Annotated in this window: 18 protein-coding genes; 10 read left to right on the top strand and 8 right to left on the bottom strand. The window is 72.5% G+C overall.

The window, feature by feature from the left end:
* Positions 1–16: 16 nt before the first annotated feature.
* From AB0P03_RS24420 to AB0P03_RS24400, 5 genes are all read left to right on the top strand, one after another.
* Positions 17–694: a response regulator transcription factor gene (locus AB0P03_RS24420; RefSeq protein WP_063349065.1), complete on the top strand. Its 678-nt coding sequence runs from the start codon at positions 17–19 to the stop codon at positions 692–694.
* 120 nt (positions 695–814) lie between these two features.
* Positions 815–2359 (top strand): HAMP domain-containing sensor histidine kinase, encoded by a 1545-nt coding sequence (locus AB0P03_RS24415; protein ID WP_363630735.1) that lies wholly within the window; start codon positions 815–817, stop codon positions 2357–2359.
* Positions 2356–2670, top strand: coding sequence for a hypothetical protein (locus AB0P03_RS24410; protein WP_363580254.1), 315 nt, complete (start codon positions 2356–2358; stop codon positions 2668–2670). Before AB0P03_RS24415 ends, AB0P03_RS24410 begins: the two co-directional genes overlap by 4 nt.
* A 141-nt stretch (positions 2671–2811) precedes the next feature.
* Positions 2812–3435 carry a VanZ family protein gene (locus tag AB0P03_RS24405; protein WP_363580252.1) on the top strand — a complete coding sequence of 208 codons (624 nt, stop codon included), beginning with the start codon at positions 2812–2814 and terminating at the stop codon, positions 3433–3435.
* A 229-nt stretch (positions 3436–3664) separates the two neighbouring features.
* Positions 3665–4144 carry a hypothetical protein gene (locus tag AB0P03_RS24400; RefSeq protein WP_363580250.1) on the top strand — a complete coding sequence of 160 codons (480 nt, stop codon included), beginning with the start codon at positions 3665–3667 and terminating at the stop codon, positions 4142–4144.
* A gap of 83 nt (positions 4145–4227) precedes the next feature.
* Here the strand turns inward: AB0P03_RS24400 and aspS are convergent, their stop codons facing one another.
* Positions 4228–5505 carry an aspartate--tRNA(Asn) ligase gene (gene aspS, locus AB0P03_RS24395; RefSeq protein WP_363630733.1) on the bottom strand — a complete coding sequence of 426 codons (1278 nt, stop codon included), beginning with the start codon at positions 5503–5505 and terminating at the stop codon, positions 4228–4230.
* Between the two features lie 504 nt (positions 5506–6009).
* On the opposite strand from aspS, the gene AB0P03_RS24390 reads away from it, so the two are divergent.
* On the top strand, positions 6010–6195 hold the full coding sequence (locus AB0P03_RS24390) for a PspC domain-containing protein (RefSeq protein WP_363580246.1): 186 nt from the start codon (positions 6010–6012) through the stop codon (positions 6193–6195).
* 109 nt (positions 6196–6304) lie between these two features.
* Here AB0P03_RS24390 and AB0P03_RS24385 read toward each other — a convergent pair whose 3' ends face one another.
* The 3 genes from AB0P03_RS24385 to AB0P03_RS24375 all read right to left on the bottom strand — a co-directional run bounded on the left by AB0P03_RS24385 (position 6305) and on the right by AB0P03_RS24375 (position 9151).
* Complete coding sequence (locus AB0P03_RS24385; protein WP_363580244.1) at positions 6305–6661, bottom strand: ATP-binding protein; 357 nt, start codon at positions 6659–6661, stop codon at positions 6305–6307.
* 213 nt (positions 6662–6874) lie between these two features.
* The gene (locus AB0P03_RS24380; protein ID WP_063349058.1) at positions 6875–8032 is read right to left on the bottom strand and encodes an adenosine deaminase; all 1158 of its coding nucleotides are present in this window, start codon (positions 8030–8032) and stop codon (positions 6875–6877) included.
* A gap of 141 nt (positions 8033–8173) precedes the next feature.
* Positions 8174–9151 carry a LysR family transcriptional regulator gene (locus AB0P03_RS24375; protein WP_363624598.1) on the bottom strand — a complete coding sequence of 326 codons (978 nt, stop codon included), beginning with the start codon at positions 9149–9151 and terminating at the stop codon, positions 8174–8176.
* 92 nt (positions 9152–9243) lie between these two features.
* Here AB0P03_RS24375 and AB0P03_RS24370 point away from each other — a divergent pair, with 92 nt between their 5' ends.
* The 4 genes from AB0P03_RS24370 to AB0P03_RS24355 are packed head-to-tail and all read left to right on the top strand — an operon-like array spanning position 9244 to position 11735.
* Positions 9244–10533: an MFS transporter gene (locus tag AB0P03_RS24370; RefSeq protein WP_363630732.1), complete on the top strand. Its 1290-nt coding sequence runs from the start codon at positions 9244–9246 to the stop codon at positions 10531–10533.
* Positions 10534–10562: 29 nt separating this feature from the next.
* A complete protein-coding gene (locus AB0P03_RS24365; RefSeq protein ID WP_363630731.1) occupies positions 10563–10874 on the top strand; it encodes an AbrB/MazE/SpoVT family DNA-binding domain-containing protein in 312 nt (103 codons plus the stop codon).
* Complete coding sequence (locus AB0P03_RS24360) at positions 10861–11154, top strand: hypothetical protein (protein ID WP_363630729.1); 294 nt, start codon at positions 10861–10863, stop codon at positions 11152–11154. The genes AB0P03_RS24365 and AB0P03_RS24360 overlap by 14 nt, the downstream gene beginning before the upstream one ends.
* Positions 11155–11180: 26 nt before the next feature.
* Positions 11181–11735 (top strand): Uma2 family endonuclease, encoded by a 555-nt coding sequence (locus AB0P03_RS24355; RefSeq protein WP_363630727.1) that lies wholly within the window; start codon positions 11181–11183, stop codon positions 11733–11735.
* Positions 11736–11867: 132 nt separating this feature from the next.
* On the opposite strand, the gene AB0P03_RS24350 is transcribed toward AB0P03_RS24355, so the two are convergent.
* From AB0P03_RS24350 to AB0P03_RS24335, 4 genes are all read right to left on the bottom strand, one after another.
* Positions 11868–13145, bottom strand: a complete 1278-nt coding sequence (locus AB0P03_RS24350) for a thymidine phosphorylase (protein WP_363580233.1) — start codon at positions 13143–13145, stop codon at positions 11868–11870.
* 96 nt (positions 13146–13241) lie between these two features.
* Positions 13242–13646 (bottom strand): cytidine deaminase, encoded by a 405-nt coding sequence (locus AB0P03_RS24345; protein WP_363580231.1) that lies wholly within the window; start codon positions 13644–13646, stop codon positions 13242–13244.
* Positions 13643–14908, bottom strand: coding sequence for an ABC transporter permease (locus AB0P03_RS24340; protein WP_350877261.1), 1266 nt, complete (start codon positions 14906–14908; stop codon positions 13643–13645). The genes AB0P03_RS24345 and AB0P03_RS24340 overlap by 4 nt, the downstream gene beginning before the upstream one ends.
* A complete protein-coding gene (locus tag AB0P03_RS24335) occupies positions 14905–16071 on the bottom strand; it encodes an ABC transporter permease (protein WP_363580228.1) in 1167 nt (388 codons plus the stop codon). The genes AB0P03_RS24340 and AB0P03_RS24335 overlap by 4 nt, the downstream gene beginning before the upstream one ends.
* Between the last annotated feature and the right edge of the window lie 4 nt (positions 16072–16075).

Raw genomic sequence — 16075 nt, 5'->3', positions numbered from 1 at the left:
GGGCCAAAATGGGGCCGTGCCTTTCCTCCTTCTGATCGAGGACGACGACGCCATCCGGACCGGCCTCGAACTCGCCCTCACCCGCCAGGGCCACCGTGTGGCCACCGCCGCCTCCGGCGAGGACGGTCTGAGGCTCTTCAAGGAGCAGCGGCCCGACCTGATCGTGCTGGACGTCATGCTGCCCGGAATCGACGGCTTCGAGGTCTGCCGCCGCATCCGCCGCACCGACCAGCTGCCGATCATCCTGCTGACCGCCCGTTCGGATGACATCGACGTGGTGGTCGGCCTGGAGTCCGGCGCCGACGACTACGTGGTCAAGCCGGTGCAGCCACGGGTGCTGGACGCCCGGATCCGGGCCGTGCTGCGGCGCGGCGAGCGGGAGAGCTCCGACTCCTCCGCGTACGGCACCGTGGTGATCGACCGGGCGGCGATGACCGTCACCAAGGACGGGCAGGACCTCCAGCTCACCCCGACCGAGCTGCGGCTGCTCCTGGAACTCAGCCGCCGCCCCGGCCAGGCGCTCTCCCGCCAGCAGCTGCTTCGGCTGGTCTGGGAGCACGACTACCTGGGTGACTCCCGCCTGGTGGACGCCTGCGTGCAGCGGCTGCGGGCGAAGGTCGAGGACGTCCCGTCCGCGCCGACCCTGATCCGCACCGTCCGCGGCGTGGGCTACCGGCTGGACCCGCCGGCCTGAGCGCCTCTCCCGTCCTCCTGCTTCCCGTCCTCCTGGCTGCCGCCCTCCTGATCCGCCTGGGCTGCCCGAAATTCCTGAACTCCCTGAACTCCCTGAACTTCCGTACGACGACAGGCTCTTGTGACTGATCATCAGACGACGGCCCGCCGCTTCACCGCGGGCCCGTGGCGCAGGCTGCGTTCCCTGCGCGTACGGCTGATCGCGGTGTTCGCGGCGGTCGCGCTGCTCGCCGCCGTCTCGGCCTCCGGCATCGCCTACTGGCTCAACCGCGACGCGGTGCTCAAGCGCGCCCAGGACACCGCCCTCAACGACTTCCGGGTCTCGCTCAGCCGCAACGTCTCCGAGCTGCCGCTGAACGCGAGCTGCCCGGACCTGACCACGCTCGCGTCCACCGTCGCCAGCTCCGGACTGAGTTACGACGTGGTGGTGGCCGACCCGGCGCACCCGGAGTGCACGGCCTCCTCCGACCCGGGGCAGTTCACGCTGGCCGACGTCCCGGCGGCGCTGCAGTCCACCGTCGCCAGACAGCGCGAGGTCACCGAGAGCAACCCGTACCCGTACCACCTGTACTGGCAGCGGCAGAACCTGGCGGGCCAGCCGTTCCTGATCGGCGGCACCAAGGTGGTGCCGACCGGCCCGACGGCGTACATGTTCAAGTCGCTGGAGAACGAACGCAAAGACCTCAACACGCTGGGCTGGTCGCTGGCCATCGCCACGCTGCTCGCGCTGATCGGCTCGGCGCTGCTCGCCCAGGCGGCCTCGTCGACCGTGCTGCGGCCGGTCAAGCGGCTCGGCGACGCCGCCCGACGGCTCGGCGAGGGACACCTGGACACCCGGCTGGAGGTCGAGGGCGGGGACGAACTCGCGGACCTGGCGAGGACGTTCAACCGGGCCGCGGAGTCGCTGCACGAGCAGGTCGAGGAGTTGAGCGCGCGCGAGGCGCAGAGCCGGCGGTTCGTCGCCGACATGTCGCACGAGCTGCGCACACCGCTGACCGCGATGACCGCCGTCACCGACATCCTGGAGGACGAGGCCGAGTCGCTGGACCCGATGATCGCGCCGGCCGTACGGCTCGTCGTCAGCGAGACGCGGCGGCTGTCCGACCTGGTGGAGAACCTGATGGAGGTGACCCGCTTCGACGCCGGCACCGCCAAGCTGGTCGCCGACGAGGTGGACATGGCCGACCTGATCATGTCCTGCATCGACGGCCGGGCCTGGTACGACGCCGTCGAACTGGACGCCCCGCGCGGCATCCTGGCCGTGGTCGACCCGCGCCGGCTCGACGTGGTCTTCGCCAACCTGATCGGCAACGCGCTCAAGCACGGCGGCTCCCCGGTGCGGGTCAAGGTCCGGCAGACCGCGGGCTCGGTCGTCATCGAGGTCTCCGACAGCGGCCCGGGCATCCCCGAGGACGTGCTGCCGCACGTCTTCGACCGGTTCTACAAGGCGGACCGGGGGCGGGCCCGCTCGGAGGGCAGCGGCCTGGGGCTGTCGATCGCGATGGCCAACGCACAGATCCACGGGGGCACGATCACGGCAGCGAACGGGGAGGTCGGGGCGGTGTTCACGCTGACGCTGCCGCTGGCCCCGACGCCTCCGCCGAACGAGGGCGAGACCGGTGACGGCCCCCTCGGCGACGCCGCCCAGGACAAGGACGCCACGTGACCGCCCCCACCCGCACCGCCCTGCGCCGCACCGCCGGCGCCCTGCTGCTGCTCGCGCTCGCCTCCGGCTGCGGCATCCGGCCGACCGCCGTCCCGGTGGACGCGGGCGCCCCGGCCAGCCGGACGGCCTGCCCGACCGCCCCGCACATACCGACCGCCCTGGCCACACCGCCGGCGCCCACGCCGACCCCGCCGGCCCGCGGCGCCGCCAAGGCCGGTGTGAGCCCGAGCCCGTCGCCCACGGTGGTGCCCGCCACCCCGCCGGCCGACAACGTGTTCGGCGCGGTGCCGACCGCGGCGCCCTGCCGGTAGTCCCGCCTGCCCCTCGTCCGCCGCCCCGCCGCCCCGCCGTTCCACCGCTCGGCCCCGGGGCGGCGGGAGGCCGGGGGCGCGCCCCGGAATGTTCACGCCCGGGGTGGAACCACCGCGCCACCGGCCCACGTCCTTCCCCCCGTGCAGCGAGATGGCACCAGGACACGCGACGAGCGTTCCGGCGCACGGACCAGGAACCGGCCGGCGACGGCCGTCCACCGTCCCCTTCGAACAGCCGGACTGGCGGGCCTGACCTGTCACCTGGCCCTCGTCCTCTGGCTGGTGGTGCTGAGGCCGCTGCCGGTTCCCTGGGTGTACGACACCAACCTGACGCCGCTGGCCTCCCTCCGCTCCTCCACCGGCTGGCAGGTGGTCGGCGAGTTCCTCCTGCTGGCCCCGCTCGGCGTGCTGCTCCCGCTGTCCGGCGGCCGGCTGCGGGCCCCCTGGCTGCCGTCCTTCCTGCGCACCACCGGCGCCTCCGCCCTGCTGGCGACCGGCCTGGAGTTCCTCTCCTCCTGGACGCCCGGGCACGTCCTCAACGTCGACCACATACTGCTCGCCGTGATCGGCGTGGCCATCACCCACCTGGCCCTCGTCCCCGGCCTGCGGCGGCTGCTGCGCGACCGGCGGCCGCGGGTCCGGGTGCCGGTGCCCGCGCCCGGGGCCGCGCCTGCGCCCGCGCCTGCGCCGAAGGTGACCGCCCTGGTCGGCCCGCCGGTCGCGCGCGCCCGCGCCTACGCCGAGCCCACGCCCCCCGCTCGCTGAGGCCCGTCCTCCCGCACCACGGCGAGTGCGTTCCCGCACTCGCCGTCGAGGCCGCAAAAGACCCGCGGCACCTCATAGTCAGTCATTTCCCACCTCGTCCATTGCCGTTCCGTCGGGGTGCGACGACTCCGTGATGAAAAGGCGACGCCGAATGTCGGCCGCCTCCGGTAATCTGCGCTGTCGCCCCAAAGGCCTCACCGCCTTATCCCCCGTCCCACAGGAATCCCCCTTGAACAATCTCGATTTCAGCGCCGAGCCGCTTTTCTCCTGGTACGTCGTCGCGCTGGCGATCAGCGGTGCCGCCATGCTGGTCCTCGGAGCGGTCAATCCCGGTAGCGGCCTGAAGGTCGGCTGGCGAATCATCAACGTCCTCGCCGGCCTTGGATTCCTGGGGTACGCCTACTACCTCGCGTTCGTCTTCGAAGGCGGCCGGTACGAGATCTTCTTCAAGGCGTTCATCCTGCCGATCGCGCTGATCGCCAACTCCGTGAAGGCGATCGTCGAACGCGGCAACGCCAAGAACCAGCAGTCGGCCCCGCAGGCGGCGCCGTACGACCCCAACGCCCCGCAGGCGCCGTACGGCCAGCCCGTCCCGCCGCAGGGCGCCGCGCCGCAGGCCGCGCCGTACGCTCCGCCGGCGCAGCCCGTGCCGAACAACCCGTACGCGCAGCCGGTGCCGCCGGCCGGGCAGTCCGGGCAGGCGCAGTAACCGCCTGTTGATCCGCCGCCGACGGGCGGGGGGCTCCGGTCCGTCCGGTGTCCCCCCGCCCGTCGGTGTCAGGGCGTCAGGGGTCAGGGCGTCAGGCGGTGCAGGTCGCGCGGGAAGAGCGTGGTCCGGCGGACGTTGTCGGTGCCGGTGAGCCGCGCCGTCCAACGCTCCAGCCCCAGCGCGAACCCGCCGTGCGGCGGCATCCCGTGCGCGAAGGAGCGCAGGTAGCCCTCGTACGGCTGGACCGGCTCGCCCCGGGCCGCCAGCGCGGCCAGGTAGTCCTCGTACCGGTGCAGCCGCTGGCCTCCGGTGACCAGTTCGAGCCCGCGGAAGAGCAGGTCGAAGCTGTTGGAGTACTCCGGGCGGCCCGGTTCCGGGTGGGTGTAGAAGGGCCGCTTGCGCATCGGGTAGCCGACCACGAACAGGAACTCGCTGCCGTGCTCGCGCAGCGCCCACTCGCCGAGCCACCGCTCGTGCGCCGGGGCGAGGTCCGGCTCGTCGACGCCCAACAGCCGCATCGCCTCGGCGAAGTGGAGCTGCGGGATCTCCGCCGGGACCTCGGGCGGCTTCACCTCCAGCAGGTCGACGGCGGCGCCGGCCCGCTCGGCCACCGAGGCGACCATCCCGGCGACCACCTCGCGCAGCACGGCCATCACCTCGCGGTGGTCGGTGATGAAGCCGAGCTCCGCGTCGAGGCTGGTGTACTGCGCCAAGTGCCGCGCGGTGTCGTGCGGTTCGGCCCGGAACACCGGCCCGGTCTCGTAGACCCGCTCGAACACCCCGACCATCGCCTGCTTGAAGAACTGCGGCGACTGCGCGAGGTAGGCGGGGCGGCCGAACCAGTCCAGCGCGAAGACGTCCGCCCCGGACTCGGTGGCCGAGGAGACCACCTTCGGGGTCTGGATCTCGGTGAAGCCCAGGCCGTCGAGGGTGGCCCGGAACCCGCCCACCGAGGCCGCCGTGATCCGGTGCAGGGCGGACAGGCGCGGGTGGCGGAGGGTGACGGGAGCGCCGTCGAGGATCACCGGGAGGGCGGCCTCCACGGTCGGCCGGAACAGGCTGAACGGGGGCGCCTCGGCGAGGCTGGACAGGACCTCGACGGTGGGCGAGGTCAGCTCGACGCCGGCCGGCGCCTGCGGGTTGGCGGTGACGGTGCCACGGATCCGCAGGACGGTCTCCTCCGGCAGGTCGGGACCGGCGCCGGTGGCGACCACCTGGGCCGGTCCGGAGCGGTCCCGGATCACCAGGAAGGTGACGGACTTGAGTGCGCGGCGGCGGTGCAGCCAGCCGCTGATCTCTACGGATTCGCCGACGTGGCCGGGTAGTTCGGCGGCCAGGACACGGGTCGTCGGGTGGATCATCGCGGCCCTCCAGGGGCGTCGTGGTGATCCCTTCGGAGTGCGGGCGAGAAGGGCAACTCGCGGTGCCACCGCACTTTCGCCGCCGCCCGCGCGGGCGGCGGCCTCATTGCGGCCCGTTGACGGGGGCCGGCCGGCGGGGCATTTCCTCCCCGCACTCGGGAGTGTCTTCGCTCCGGGGCGCGGGGCCGCCTTCACAGCTGCCGGCGGCTCTCTCGGCCCACGGGGCCCGGAGGTACTCGTCTCCCTCGACGTGTTGCCGGAGAGGCTAGACCGGCCCGCCACCGGCCCGCAACGGGCTTTCCCGCCGCCGGGCGGGCGCCACCTGGGGCATCCGCACTCCGGGCGACCCTGAGACGGACCCCGACACCCGGCTACGCCTCACCGGCGAGTCGGCGGGGTGGCGAATCGACTGCCAGGTGGACGTTTCCGGGAGCGCGGTGGCGGAGAGTGGAAATTAAGCCCGCCGGATCGGCCGGATCGGGTGCCACGACACGGAGTTGACCCATGAGCGCCCGTCTCGCCCGTCCCCGTCACAACCGCGTCATCGCCGGCGTCTGCGCCGGGCTTGCCGAGCGCTACGGCGTGACGCCGTGGACCGTGCGACTGATCTTCCTGATCTCGATCATCCTGCCCGGGCTCCAGTGCCTGGTCTACCTGGTCCTCTGGGTGCTGCTCCCCCAGGAGCCGTAAGCCCGGGAGCCGTACGCCCGGCGCCGTCGCGCCGGGCCCGGTACGACGGCGGGCCGCCCGCTCCCGGGATCACCGGGGCGGACGGCCCGTCGCCGTGCCGGCGGCCAGGTCAGCCGGCCAGGCCCGGCAGCGGCAGGGTGTGGGTCAGCCCGCCGATGGGGGTCTTGTCGATGCCGGGGATGGTCGGGATGGCGCCACGCGTGGTGGCACCGGCCTCGGCGGCCGGGGCGGGCGCCGCCTGGCCGGCGGCCGGGGTGAGGGTGCCGAGCGTGCCGGTGACCTTGTCGCCGCCGGGCAGCTTGGCGGCGGTGTCGGTGACCGCACCGGTCACCGCGGGGTTCGTGACCGCGCCGGTGGGCAGCCCGAGGCCGCCGGGCGCGGGGGCGGCGGCGGCGGTACCGGCGCCCACCGCCGCGATGGCGATGCCGAGCGCCGCGGTGCCGGCGGCCTTGAGAGCCTGCTTCATGGTTCGTCCCTTGGGTCGTCGTCGGTGGCCGACATCGGGACGGGGCGGACGGGCTACCGCCGCCACGGCCTGTCAGCATGGACGGGCACACCGTAGTGAGTGGGCCGCGCGAGGACCAAAGGGCGTTCACTCACCCGAGTGAGTAGTCGGATGAACGCCAACTCCCTTTCGGGACATGGGCGTTCACCCGACCATTCGAACGGGCCGGGCCGCTCAGCTGTCGCCGGTGCCCGAGCTGAACAGCCACTCCGCCTTCAGTTCGGCGTACCCCGGCTTGATCACGTCGTTGATCATCGCCAGCCGCTCGTCGAACGGCAGGAACGCGGACTTCATCGCGTTCACCGTGAACCACTCCATGTCCCCCAGCGTGTAGCCGAAGGCCTCCACCAGGTGCCCGAACTCGCGGCTCATGCTGGTGCCGCTCATCAGCCGGTTGTCGGTGTTCACGGTGACCCGGAACTTCAGCCGGCTGAGCAGCCCGATCGGGTGCTCGGCGTACGAAGTGGCCGCCGCGGTCTGGAGGTTGGAGGTCGGGCACATCTCCAGCGGGATGCGCTTGTCGCGCACGTACGCGGCCAGCCGGCCGAGCTCGACGCTGCCGTCCTCGGCCACCGTGATGTCGTCGACGATCCGCACGCCGTGGCCGAGCCGGTCGGCGCCGCAGCACTGCAGGGCCTCCCAGATCGACGGCAGGCCGAAGGCCTCGCCCGCGTGGATGGTGAAGTGGTTGTTCTCGCCCTTGAGGTAGTCGAAGGCGGCCTGGTGGCGGGTGGGCGGGTGACCCGCCTCGGCACCGGCGATGTCGAAGCCGACGACGCCCTGGTCCCGGTGGCGGTTGGCCAGTTCGGCGATCTCGGTGGAGCGGGCGGCGTGCCGCATCGCGGTCAGCAGGGTGCCGACCCGGATCCGGTGGCCGGCCGCGCGGGCGTTGGCCTCGCCGAGGCGGAAGCCCTCGTTCACGGCCTGGACGACCTCGTCCAGGGACAGGCCGGCCTCCAGGTGCTGCTCGGGGGCGTAGCGGACCTCGGCGTACACGACGCCGTCGGCGGCCAGGTCCTCGGCGCAGTCGGCGGCGACCTTGATCAGGGCCTCGCGGGTCTGCATCACGGCGCAGGTGTGCGCGAAGGTCTCCAGGTAGCGGACCAGCGAGCCGGAGTCGGCGGCCTCGCGGAACCACTCGCCGAGCTCCTTGGCGTCGGTGGTCGGAAGGCCCTCGTAGCCGACCGCGGCGGCCAGCTCGACGACCGTCTCCGGGCGCAGCCCGCCGTCGAGGTGGTCGTGCAGCAGCACCTTCGGCGCGCGGCGGATCTGGTCGGGGGTGGGGATGCGCGGGCCGGCGCCCGCGGCGGTGACAGGGATCTGCTTCTCCATTGCGGAAATATAGCCCCTACGCGCGTAGACTCACCACTGTTGACACGGCCGGTTCGGCGAAAGTCCACCGGGAATTCCACCGCCCGGGCCATCCGCGACACATTCGGCCCGGTTACGGCCCAGTCGCGGCTCAGTCGCGGCTCAGTCGTGCTGCAGCAACCGGCCCCGCCGGGACAGCACGAAGTCCCGGAACGCCGCCACCGGCGGGGTCAGCGGCCGCCCCGCCGCCCAGGCCAGCCCGATCGCCCGCCGGGTGCGCGGCGCCGTCACCTCCAGCTCCACCACCCCCGGCCGCGGCACCAGCGCCGGCGGCAGCAGCGCCACCCCCAGCCCGGCCGCGACCAGCCCGCGCAGCGTCTCCGCCTCCTCCCCCTCGAAGGCCAGCCGCGGCACGAACCCGGCCTGCGCGCAGAAGCCGTCCGTGATCGCGCGCAGCCCGTACCCCTGCTCCAGCCCGACGAACGGCTCCTCGGCCACCTCCGCCAGCCGGATCCGCCGCCGGCCCGCCAGCCGGTGGTCCGCCGGGACGACCAGGTGCAGCCGCTGCTCGTCCAGCGGGCGGGCCGTGAAGGCCGGATCGTCCGGCAGCGGCGCGACCAGGCAGAGGTCCAACTCCCCCGCCCGCAACCGCTCCAGCATCGCCCCGACGTAGTCCTGCACCAGCTGGAACCGGACCTGCGGATGCCCAGCCCGGAACCCCCGCAGCAGCGCCGGCACCGCGTCCGTCCCCATCGTGTGCAGGAAGCCGAACGCCACCCGCCCGGCCGCCGGATCGGCCTCCGCCCGGGCCGCCTCCGCCCCCCGCTCGACCTCCGCCAGCGCCCGCTCCACCGAGGCCAACAGCAGCCGGCCGGCCCTGGTCAGCCGGACCGTCCGGCCCTGACGGGCCAGCAGGTCCACCCCCAGCTCCTCCTCCAGCCGGGCCACCGCCCGCGACAGCGTCGGCTGCGGCACCCCGAGCAGCGCGGCCGCCCGCGTCACGTGCTCCAGCCGGGCCACCGCCGCGAACTGGGCCAGCCGGGGCGCCAGCAGCACCGCCGGCTCGTCCGGCCCCAACTCCGCCACCCGGTACCGCGGCTCCGTGCCGTCCGTCACGTCCGCCCGGTCCGCCCCGGCCATCCCGCCACCACCTCGACTCATACGACAACGCATCGATCATCCACCGTTCATGCATTGGACGCATCAACCGCGGCGCGCCTACCGTCGACGACATGCAGCCCGCCGATACCAGGGCATCCGTGACCACCCCGGATGCCCCCGCCCCCGCCCCCTCGCACGACGACCGCCACCGCCCCGGCCAGCGCGCCTTCCGCCGCGCCAACCTCGCCCTGTTCGCCGCCGGAGTCGCGACCTTCGTCCTGCTCTACTCCACCCAGGGCCTGCTGCCGATCCTCTCGGCCGACCTCGACCTCACCCCCGGCCAGGCCAGCTGGACGGCCTCCGCCGCCACCCTCGGACTCGCGCTCGCCCTGCTCCCCGCCAGCGCCCTGTCCGACCGGTACGGCCGCACCGCCGTGATGACGGCCTCCACCCTCGCCGCCGCCACCCTCGCCCTCGCCCTGCCGCTCGCGCCCGACCTCACCACCCTCGTCGTGCTGCGCGTCCTCCAGGGCGCCGCGCTGGCCGGGCTGCCCGCCACCGCCATGGCCTACCTCGCCGAGGAGGTCCACCCCAGCGCCCTGGCCTCCGCGATGGGCCTGTACGTGGCCGGCAACAGCATCGGCGGCATGGGCGGCCGACTGCTCTCCGGCTGGACCGCCGCGGCCTTCGGCTGGCGCTGGGGCCTCGCCGCCTCCGCCGCCCTCGCCCTGCTCGCCGCGCTCGCCTTCCGGCTGCTGATCCCCGCCGCCCGGCACTTCACCCCGGCCCCGGTGGACGCCCGCGCCCTGGCCCGCACCGTCGGCCGGCACCTGCGCAACCCGCTGCTGGTGCGGCTGTACGCGCTCGGACTGCTGTTCATGGCCGTGTTCGGCGCGGTCTACAACACCGTCGGCTACCGGCTGATCTCGGCGCCGTTCCACCTGCCCGAGTCCGTCGCCGCCTCGATCTTCGTCGTCTACCTGGTCGGCACCGGCACCTCCGCCGCCGCCGGCCGCCTCGCCGCCCGGCTCGGCCGCCGCGGCGCGCTCTACGTCTCCATCGGCGTGACCGCCGCCGGGCTGCTGCTCTCCCTCACCGAGTCCCTGGTCTGCGCCCTGCTCGGCCTGGTCCTGATCACCGCCGGTTTCTTCGCCGGCCACGCCACCGCCTCCTCCGCGGTCGGCCGCACCGCCACCGAGGGCCGCGCCCAGGCCTCCGCCCTCTACCTGATCGCCTACTACCTCGGCAACAGCCTCGGCGGCACCCTGGGCGCCGACGCCTACCACGCCACCGGCTGGCCGGGCGCCGCCACCGTCGGCCTCACCGCCATGACCCTCGCCGCCGCCGTCACCCTCTACGCCACCCGCCGGGCCCACGCGGCCCGGCGAGAGGACCGACTGGGCAGACTTTCCGCCAGGTAGACCTCAAGCGCCGCCGCCGCCCCCACCTGGTGTCCACGCCCGTGCGGAAGAAGGGCGTGGTCACCATCCCGCAGGAGATAAGGGAGCAACTGGACCTCCAGGAGGGCGACCAACTGGTGGTCGCCGTCGAGGACGGCCGCATCGTGCTGACCCCCGCCTCCGTGATCCCCGACGACCAGGCGTGGTTCTGGGGCGCCGCCTGGCAGGAGAAGGAGGTCGACGAGGCGATCGCCGAGGGCGACCGTGGCGAGGTCTTCCAGGACGGCGACGCCTTCCTGCAGTCCCTCGCCGACGAGGGCGGCCTGGACCTGGAGGAGATCAAGCGCCGTGCCGACGCATGAGTCACCGGCCCACTTCCTCCGCGACTGGAAGGGCCTGACTCCCGCGCAGAAGGCCGCATTCCTCGTCGCCGTCGCCCAGTTCGTCACCGACCTGCGGGCCGGTCAGGGCTTCCGACGCGGCCTGCGCGTGAGGAAGATGCAGGGCCACCCGGACATCTGGGAGCTGACCTGGGCCCCGGACGGCCGGGCCACCTTCCACCACGGCCACCCCGTCCAGGGCGGGGAACCACGCATCGTCTGGCGCCGGATCAGCACCCACGACGTCTTCAACCGCCCCTGACAGTCGCCGTGGATACACTCCGGGACATGAGCGTCGATCCGGCGGCGTACGCCCGATTGCGGAAGATCGCCGAACAGCTTCCCCGGCTGCCGGGACTGGGGAAGGTCGAGATCGCCGACGGAGCGGTCGTCCTGATGCTGTCGCCGGTCAAACGGCACGAGCTCGCGGTACTGCGGATCGCTCAACAGCTCAATGCCCAGCTACCCCAGACCCACCCCGGCTACATCGCCCACGGCGGCGCGGACCTGGAAGAAGTCGGCCTGGGCAGGCTGCGGAATCCGGATCTGATGGTGTTCGCCGAAGCGACCCTTGAGAGCGAGAGAGCAGCGTTGCTCCCCCACGAGGTGGTCCTGGTCGTGGAGGTCGTCTCCGAGTCCAACCCCGAGAACGACCACCGCGACAAGGTCCGCGACTACGCGGCGATGGGCATCCCGTTGTACCTCCTGGTCGATCCCCGCAAGGGCACCGGCATCGTGCACGACGAGCCCGGCTACACCCGCCGCAAGGACTTCGTCTTCGGCGACGAGATCACCGTCGGTCCCTGGACGCTCGACACCAGCGTCCTGCGGACTTACGCCTGAACCCGCACCCGCAGGACACCGGCCGACCGGGCCCGAGCACACGGAAGGAGCCCGCACCCGGCAACCCGGGTGCGGGCTCCTCGTCGGTCCCTCATACAGCCGGCACGCTGCCGCACAAAGGTAATCACATGACTACGCGATGCGGTCGAGGACGATCGGGTTCGGGGTGAAGGCCGTGCCGGCCGGGGAGACCGCGATGCCGCCCGCCAGCGCCTCGATGGCGTAGTCGTAGCGCTCGGGGGTGTCGGTGTGCAGGGTCAGCAGGGGCTGGCCGGCCACGACGGTGTCGCCGGGCTTGGCGTGCATCTCGACGCCGGCGCCGGCCTGGACCGGGTCCTCCTTGCGGGCGCGGCCGGCGCCGAGGCGCCAGGCGCAGACGCCGACAGCGTAGGCGTCGAGTTCGGTGAGGACGCCGGAGGCGGGCGCCGGGATGACGTGCTGCTCGCGGGCGACCGGGAGCGGGGCGTCGACGTCGCCGCCCTGGGCGGCGATCATGCGGCGCCAGTGGTCCATCGCGGAGCCGTCGCGCAGCGCGTCGGCCGGGTCCTTGCCGTGCACGCCGGCCGCGGCGAGCATCTCGCGGGCGAGGGCGAGGGTGAGCTCGACGACGTCGGCGGGGCCGCCGCCGGCCAGCACCTCGATCGACTCGCGGACCTCCAGCGCGTTGCCGGCGGTGAGGCCGAGCGGGGTGGACATGTCGGTGAGCAGGGCGACGGTGTTCACACCGGCGCTGGTGCCCAGGCCGACCATGGTGCGGGCGAGTTCGCGGGCGTCGCCGAGGTTCTTCATGAAGGCGCCGGAGCCGACCTTGACGTCCAGGACCAGGGCGCCGGTGCCTTCGGCGATCTTCTTGGACATGATCGAGGAGGCGATCAGCGGGATGGCCTCGACGGTGCCGGTGACGTCGCGCAGCGCGTAGAGCTTCTTGTCGGCGGGCGCGAGACCGTCACCGGCGGCGCAGATGACCGCGCCGGTGGAGCGCAGGACGTCGAGCATCTCCTCGTTGGAGAGCAGGGCGCGCCAGCCGGGGATGGACTCCAGCTTGTCGAGGGTGCCGCCGGTGTGGCCGAGGCCGCGGCCGGAGAGCTGCGGGACGGCGGCGCCGCAGGCGGCGACGAGCGGGGCGAGCGGGAGGGTGATCTTGTCACCGACGCCGCCGGTGGAGTGCTTGTCACTGGTGGGCAGCGGCAGCGAGGAGAAGTCCATCCGGACGCCGGAGCGGATCATGGCGTCGGTCCAGCGGCTGATCTCGTGCGGCTTCATGCCGTTCAGCAGGATCGCCATGGCCAGGGCGGACATCTGCTCGTCGGCGACCTCGCCGCGGGTGTAGGCGTCGATGACCCAGTCGATCTGAGCGTCGCTCAGCTCTCCGCTGTCGCGCTTGGTCCTGATGACGGAGATGGCGTCCATGCGTGCTCCAAGAGGGGTTTCAAAAGCGAAGAGTGTCGCGAGATGACCGGGTTCCGGCCCACTCGCGACACTCTACGCGCGTAACAATTGTCGAAGCTAGAGCCGCTCCGGCCCGAACGCGTCGGGCAGGACCTCACTCATCGGGCAGATCCCCGAGGGCAGCTCGATCAGCAGTTCCGGCCCGCCGTGCTCGTAGAGCAGCTGGCGGCAGCGCCCGCACGGCATCAGCAGTTCGCCCGCGCCGTCGACGCAGGTGAAGGCCGTCAGCCGGCCGCCGCCGGTGGCGTGCAGCGCGGACACCAGCCCGCACTCGGCGCACAGCCCGAGCCCGTACGAGGCGTTCTCGACGTTGCAGCCGGTGACCAGCCGCCCGTCGTCCACCAGCGCGGCCGCGCCGACCGGGAACTTGCTGTACGGGGCGTACGCGTGGGTCATCGCCTCGCGCGCGGCGGCGCGCAGCCGCTCCCAGTCGATCGCGGCCGACGCCGCAGGCGCCGTCACTTGCCCTGGCCCTTGCGGTAGATCTGGCCGTCGGCCTTCGGCATCCGCAGCCGCTGGGAGGCCAGCGAGAGCACCACCAGGGTGATCACGTACGGCGTGGCGACGATCAGCGGGCGCTGCACCTCGTCGGTGAGCGCGTACCAGGCGCCGAGACCGCCGGCGACCACGAAGGAGATCGCCGCACCGGTGAACTTGCGCCGGTACAGCTGCCAGAGCGCGAGCAGCGCCATCGCGATGGCGACGGTCAGGATCAGCACGTGCACCGACTCCGGGTCGCGCAGCTGGAGGCTGTCGGTGAAGCCGAACAGGCCGGCGCCCATGGCGAGGCCGCCCGGCATCCAGTTGCCGAAGATCATCGCGGCGAGGCCGATGAAGCCGCGGCCGAGGGTCTGCCCGTCCTTGTAGAAGTGCGCCGCGACCAGCGAGAGGTACGCACCGCCGAGACCGGCGAAGGCGCCGGAGGCGATGACCGCGAGGTACTTGTACTTGTAGACGTTGACGCCCAGCGACTCGGCGGCGGTCGGGTTCTCACCGCAGGAGCGCAGCCGCAGGCCGAACACCGTGCGCCAGAGCACGAAGTAGCTGACCACGATCATCGCGCCGGCCACCAGCACGACCACCGAGATGTTGGTGACCAGGCCGCCGACCACGCCGGCCACGTCCGAGACCAGGAACCAGTGGTGCTTCTCGATGTCGGACAGCCACGAGGACAGCCCGGGGACGGTGATGTACGGCAGCGGATCCGCCGGCGGCGACTGGTTCGCACCCGCGCCGACCGCGATGTAGTCCTTGTAGTAGATCCGGTTGACGTACGCGCAGATGCCGGGGATCAGCAGGTTGATGCCGACGCCGGAGACGATGTGGTCGACGCCGAAGGTGACGGTCACGAGCGCGTGCAGCAGACCGCCGAGCGCGCCGCCGAGCATGCCGGCCAGCAGGCCGACCCACGGGTTGACCAGGTAGCCGGCCCAGGCACCGCAGAAGGTGCCGGCGACCATCATGCCTTCGAGGCCGATGTTGACCACGCCGGCCCGCTCGGACCACAGACCACCCAGACCGGCCATGCCGATCGGCACGGCGGCGCTGAGCGCGGCGGTGATCTGACCGGAGGAGGTCAGCGCGTGGTTGCCGGTGGCCATGCCCACGGCGGAGAACAGGACCAGGGCGCCCGCGATCAGCAGCAGCACCACCGGCCAGGACATCTTGCGCTTCTTGGTGGGCGCGCCCGGCGCCTTCGGACGCGCGGCGGTAGCCGTGCTCATGCGGACACCTCCTTCTTCTCAGTGGCCGCGAGCTGAGCCGCGAGCTGGGCGGCGAGCTGGGCGCCGACCTTCTGCTGCTGGCGCTTCAGGCCGTAGCGGCGCACCAGCTCGTAGGCGACGACGACGCAGATGACGATGGTGCCCTTCATGACGTCGACGATCTCGAAGGGGAAGCCGCCCTGGAGCGGCAGCTGGGAGCCGGTGGTGTCCAGGAACGCGAACAGCAGGGCCGCGAAGGCCATGCCGATCGGGCTGTTGCGGCCCAGCAGGGCGATCGAGATGCCGAGGAAGCCCAGACCGGGCTGGAAGCTCTGGCCGTAGTAGAACGAGTTCTGCACCAGCTCGGGCATGCCGATCAGACCGGCGATCGCGCCGGAGACCGCCATCGAGATGATCACCATGCGCTTGACGTTCACGCCGGACGCGGTCGCGGCCGACTCTGAGCGGCCGGTGGCGCGCAGGTCGAAGCCGAAGCGGGTGCGGGTCAGCGCGAACTGGAACACCACGCCGACCAGGGCGGCGATGAAGATGAAGCCCCAGAGCGGGCCACCCGCCGTCTCCATCGTGAAGAAGTGGCTGGACTGCGAGATCGGGTCGGTCTGGATCGAGTTGCTGGTGGCGCTCGTCTTCGGCGCGAAGATGCCGGGGACGAGCAGCAGGCCGACGACCGCGATCGAGATCGAGTTCAGCATGATGGTCGAGATGACCTCGCTGACCCCGCGGTAGACCTTCAGCAGACCGGCGATGCTCGCGTACAGGCCGCCGACCAGCATGGCGGTGACCAGCAGCAGCGGGATCTGGATGATCGCCGGCAGGTCGACCTTGGCACCGACGAAGGCCGCGAACAGCGCCGCGACCTTGTACTGGCCCTCGACGCCGATGTTGAACAGGTTCATCCGGAACCCGAAGGCGGCGGCAGCGGCGGCCAGGTAGTACGTGGTGGACCGGTTGAGGATCCCCACTTGGCCGTCCGACTTGCCGGCGTACGTGAGCATCACGTTCCACGCGTCGAACGGGTTCTTGCCCGAAGTCGCCAGCAGGACGGAACAGATCACGATGGAGAGCACGACCGCGAGCACCGGCGCCGCCAGTGCGAGCACGATCCGCTCACCGCTGATCCGCTGCGCCAGGCTGCGCTTGGCGGCGGTGTTGGGACTGGTCATGTGG

It is taken from the genome of Kitasatospora sp. NPDC088779 (assembly GCF_040685395.1).
Classification (GTDB): Bacteria; Actinomycetota; Actinomycetes; order Streptomycetales; family Streptomycetaceae; genus Kitasatospora.
This window is presented reverse-complemented; position numbering and strand designations above follow the sequence as displayed.

Coding starts and splice junctions, on each gene's coding strand:
- AB0P03_RS24390 (WP_363580246.1), top strand. CDS start 6,010: ATGAGCGCCCGTCTCGCCCGTCCCCGTCACAACCGCGTCATCGCCGGC.
- aspS (WP_363630733.1), bottom strand. CDS start 5,505: ATGATCCACCCGACGACCCGTGTCCTGGCCGCCGAACTACCCGGCCAC.
- AB0P03_RS24355 (WP_363630727.1), top strand. CDS start 11,181: ATGAGCGTCGATCCGGCGGCGTACGCCCGATTGCGGAAGATCGCCGAA.
- AB0P03_RS24350 (WP_363580233.1), bottom strand. CDS start 13,145: ATGGACGCCATCTCCGTCATCAGGACCAAGCGCGACAGCGGAGAGCTG.
- AB0P03_RS24375 (WP_363624598.1), bottom strand. CDS start 9,151: ATGGCCGGGGCGGACCGGGCGGACGTGACGGACGGCACGGAGCCGCGG.
- AB0P03_RS24370 (WP_363630732.1), top strand. CDS start 9,244: ATGCAGCCCGCCGATACCAGGGCATCCGTGACCACCCCGGATGCCCCC.
- AB0P03_RS24380 (WP_063349058.1), bottom strand. CDS start 8,032: ATGGAGAAGCAGATCCCTGTCACCGCCGCGGGCGCCGGCCCGCGCATC.
- AB0P03_RS24335 (WP_363580228.1), bottom strand. CDS start 16,071: ATGACCAGTCCCAACACCGCCGCCAAGCGCAGCCTGGCGCAGCGGATC.
- AB0P03_RS24340 (WP_350877261.1), bottom strand. CDS start 14,908: ATGAGCACGGCTACCGCCGCGCGTCCGAAGGCGCCGGGCGCGCCCACC.
- AB0P03_RS24385 (WP_363580244.1), bottom strand. CDS start 6,661: ATGAAGCAGGCTCTCAAGGCCGCCGGCACCGCGGCGCTCGGCATCGCC.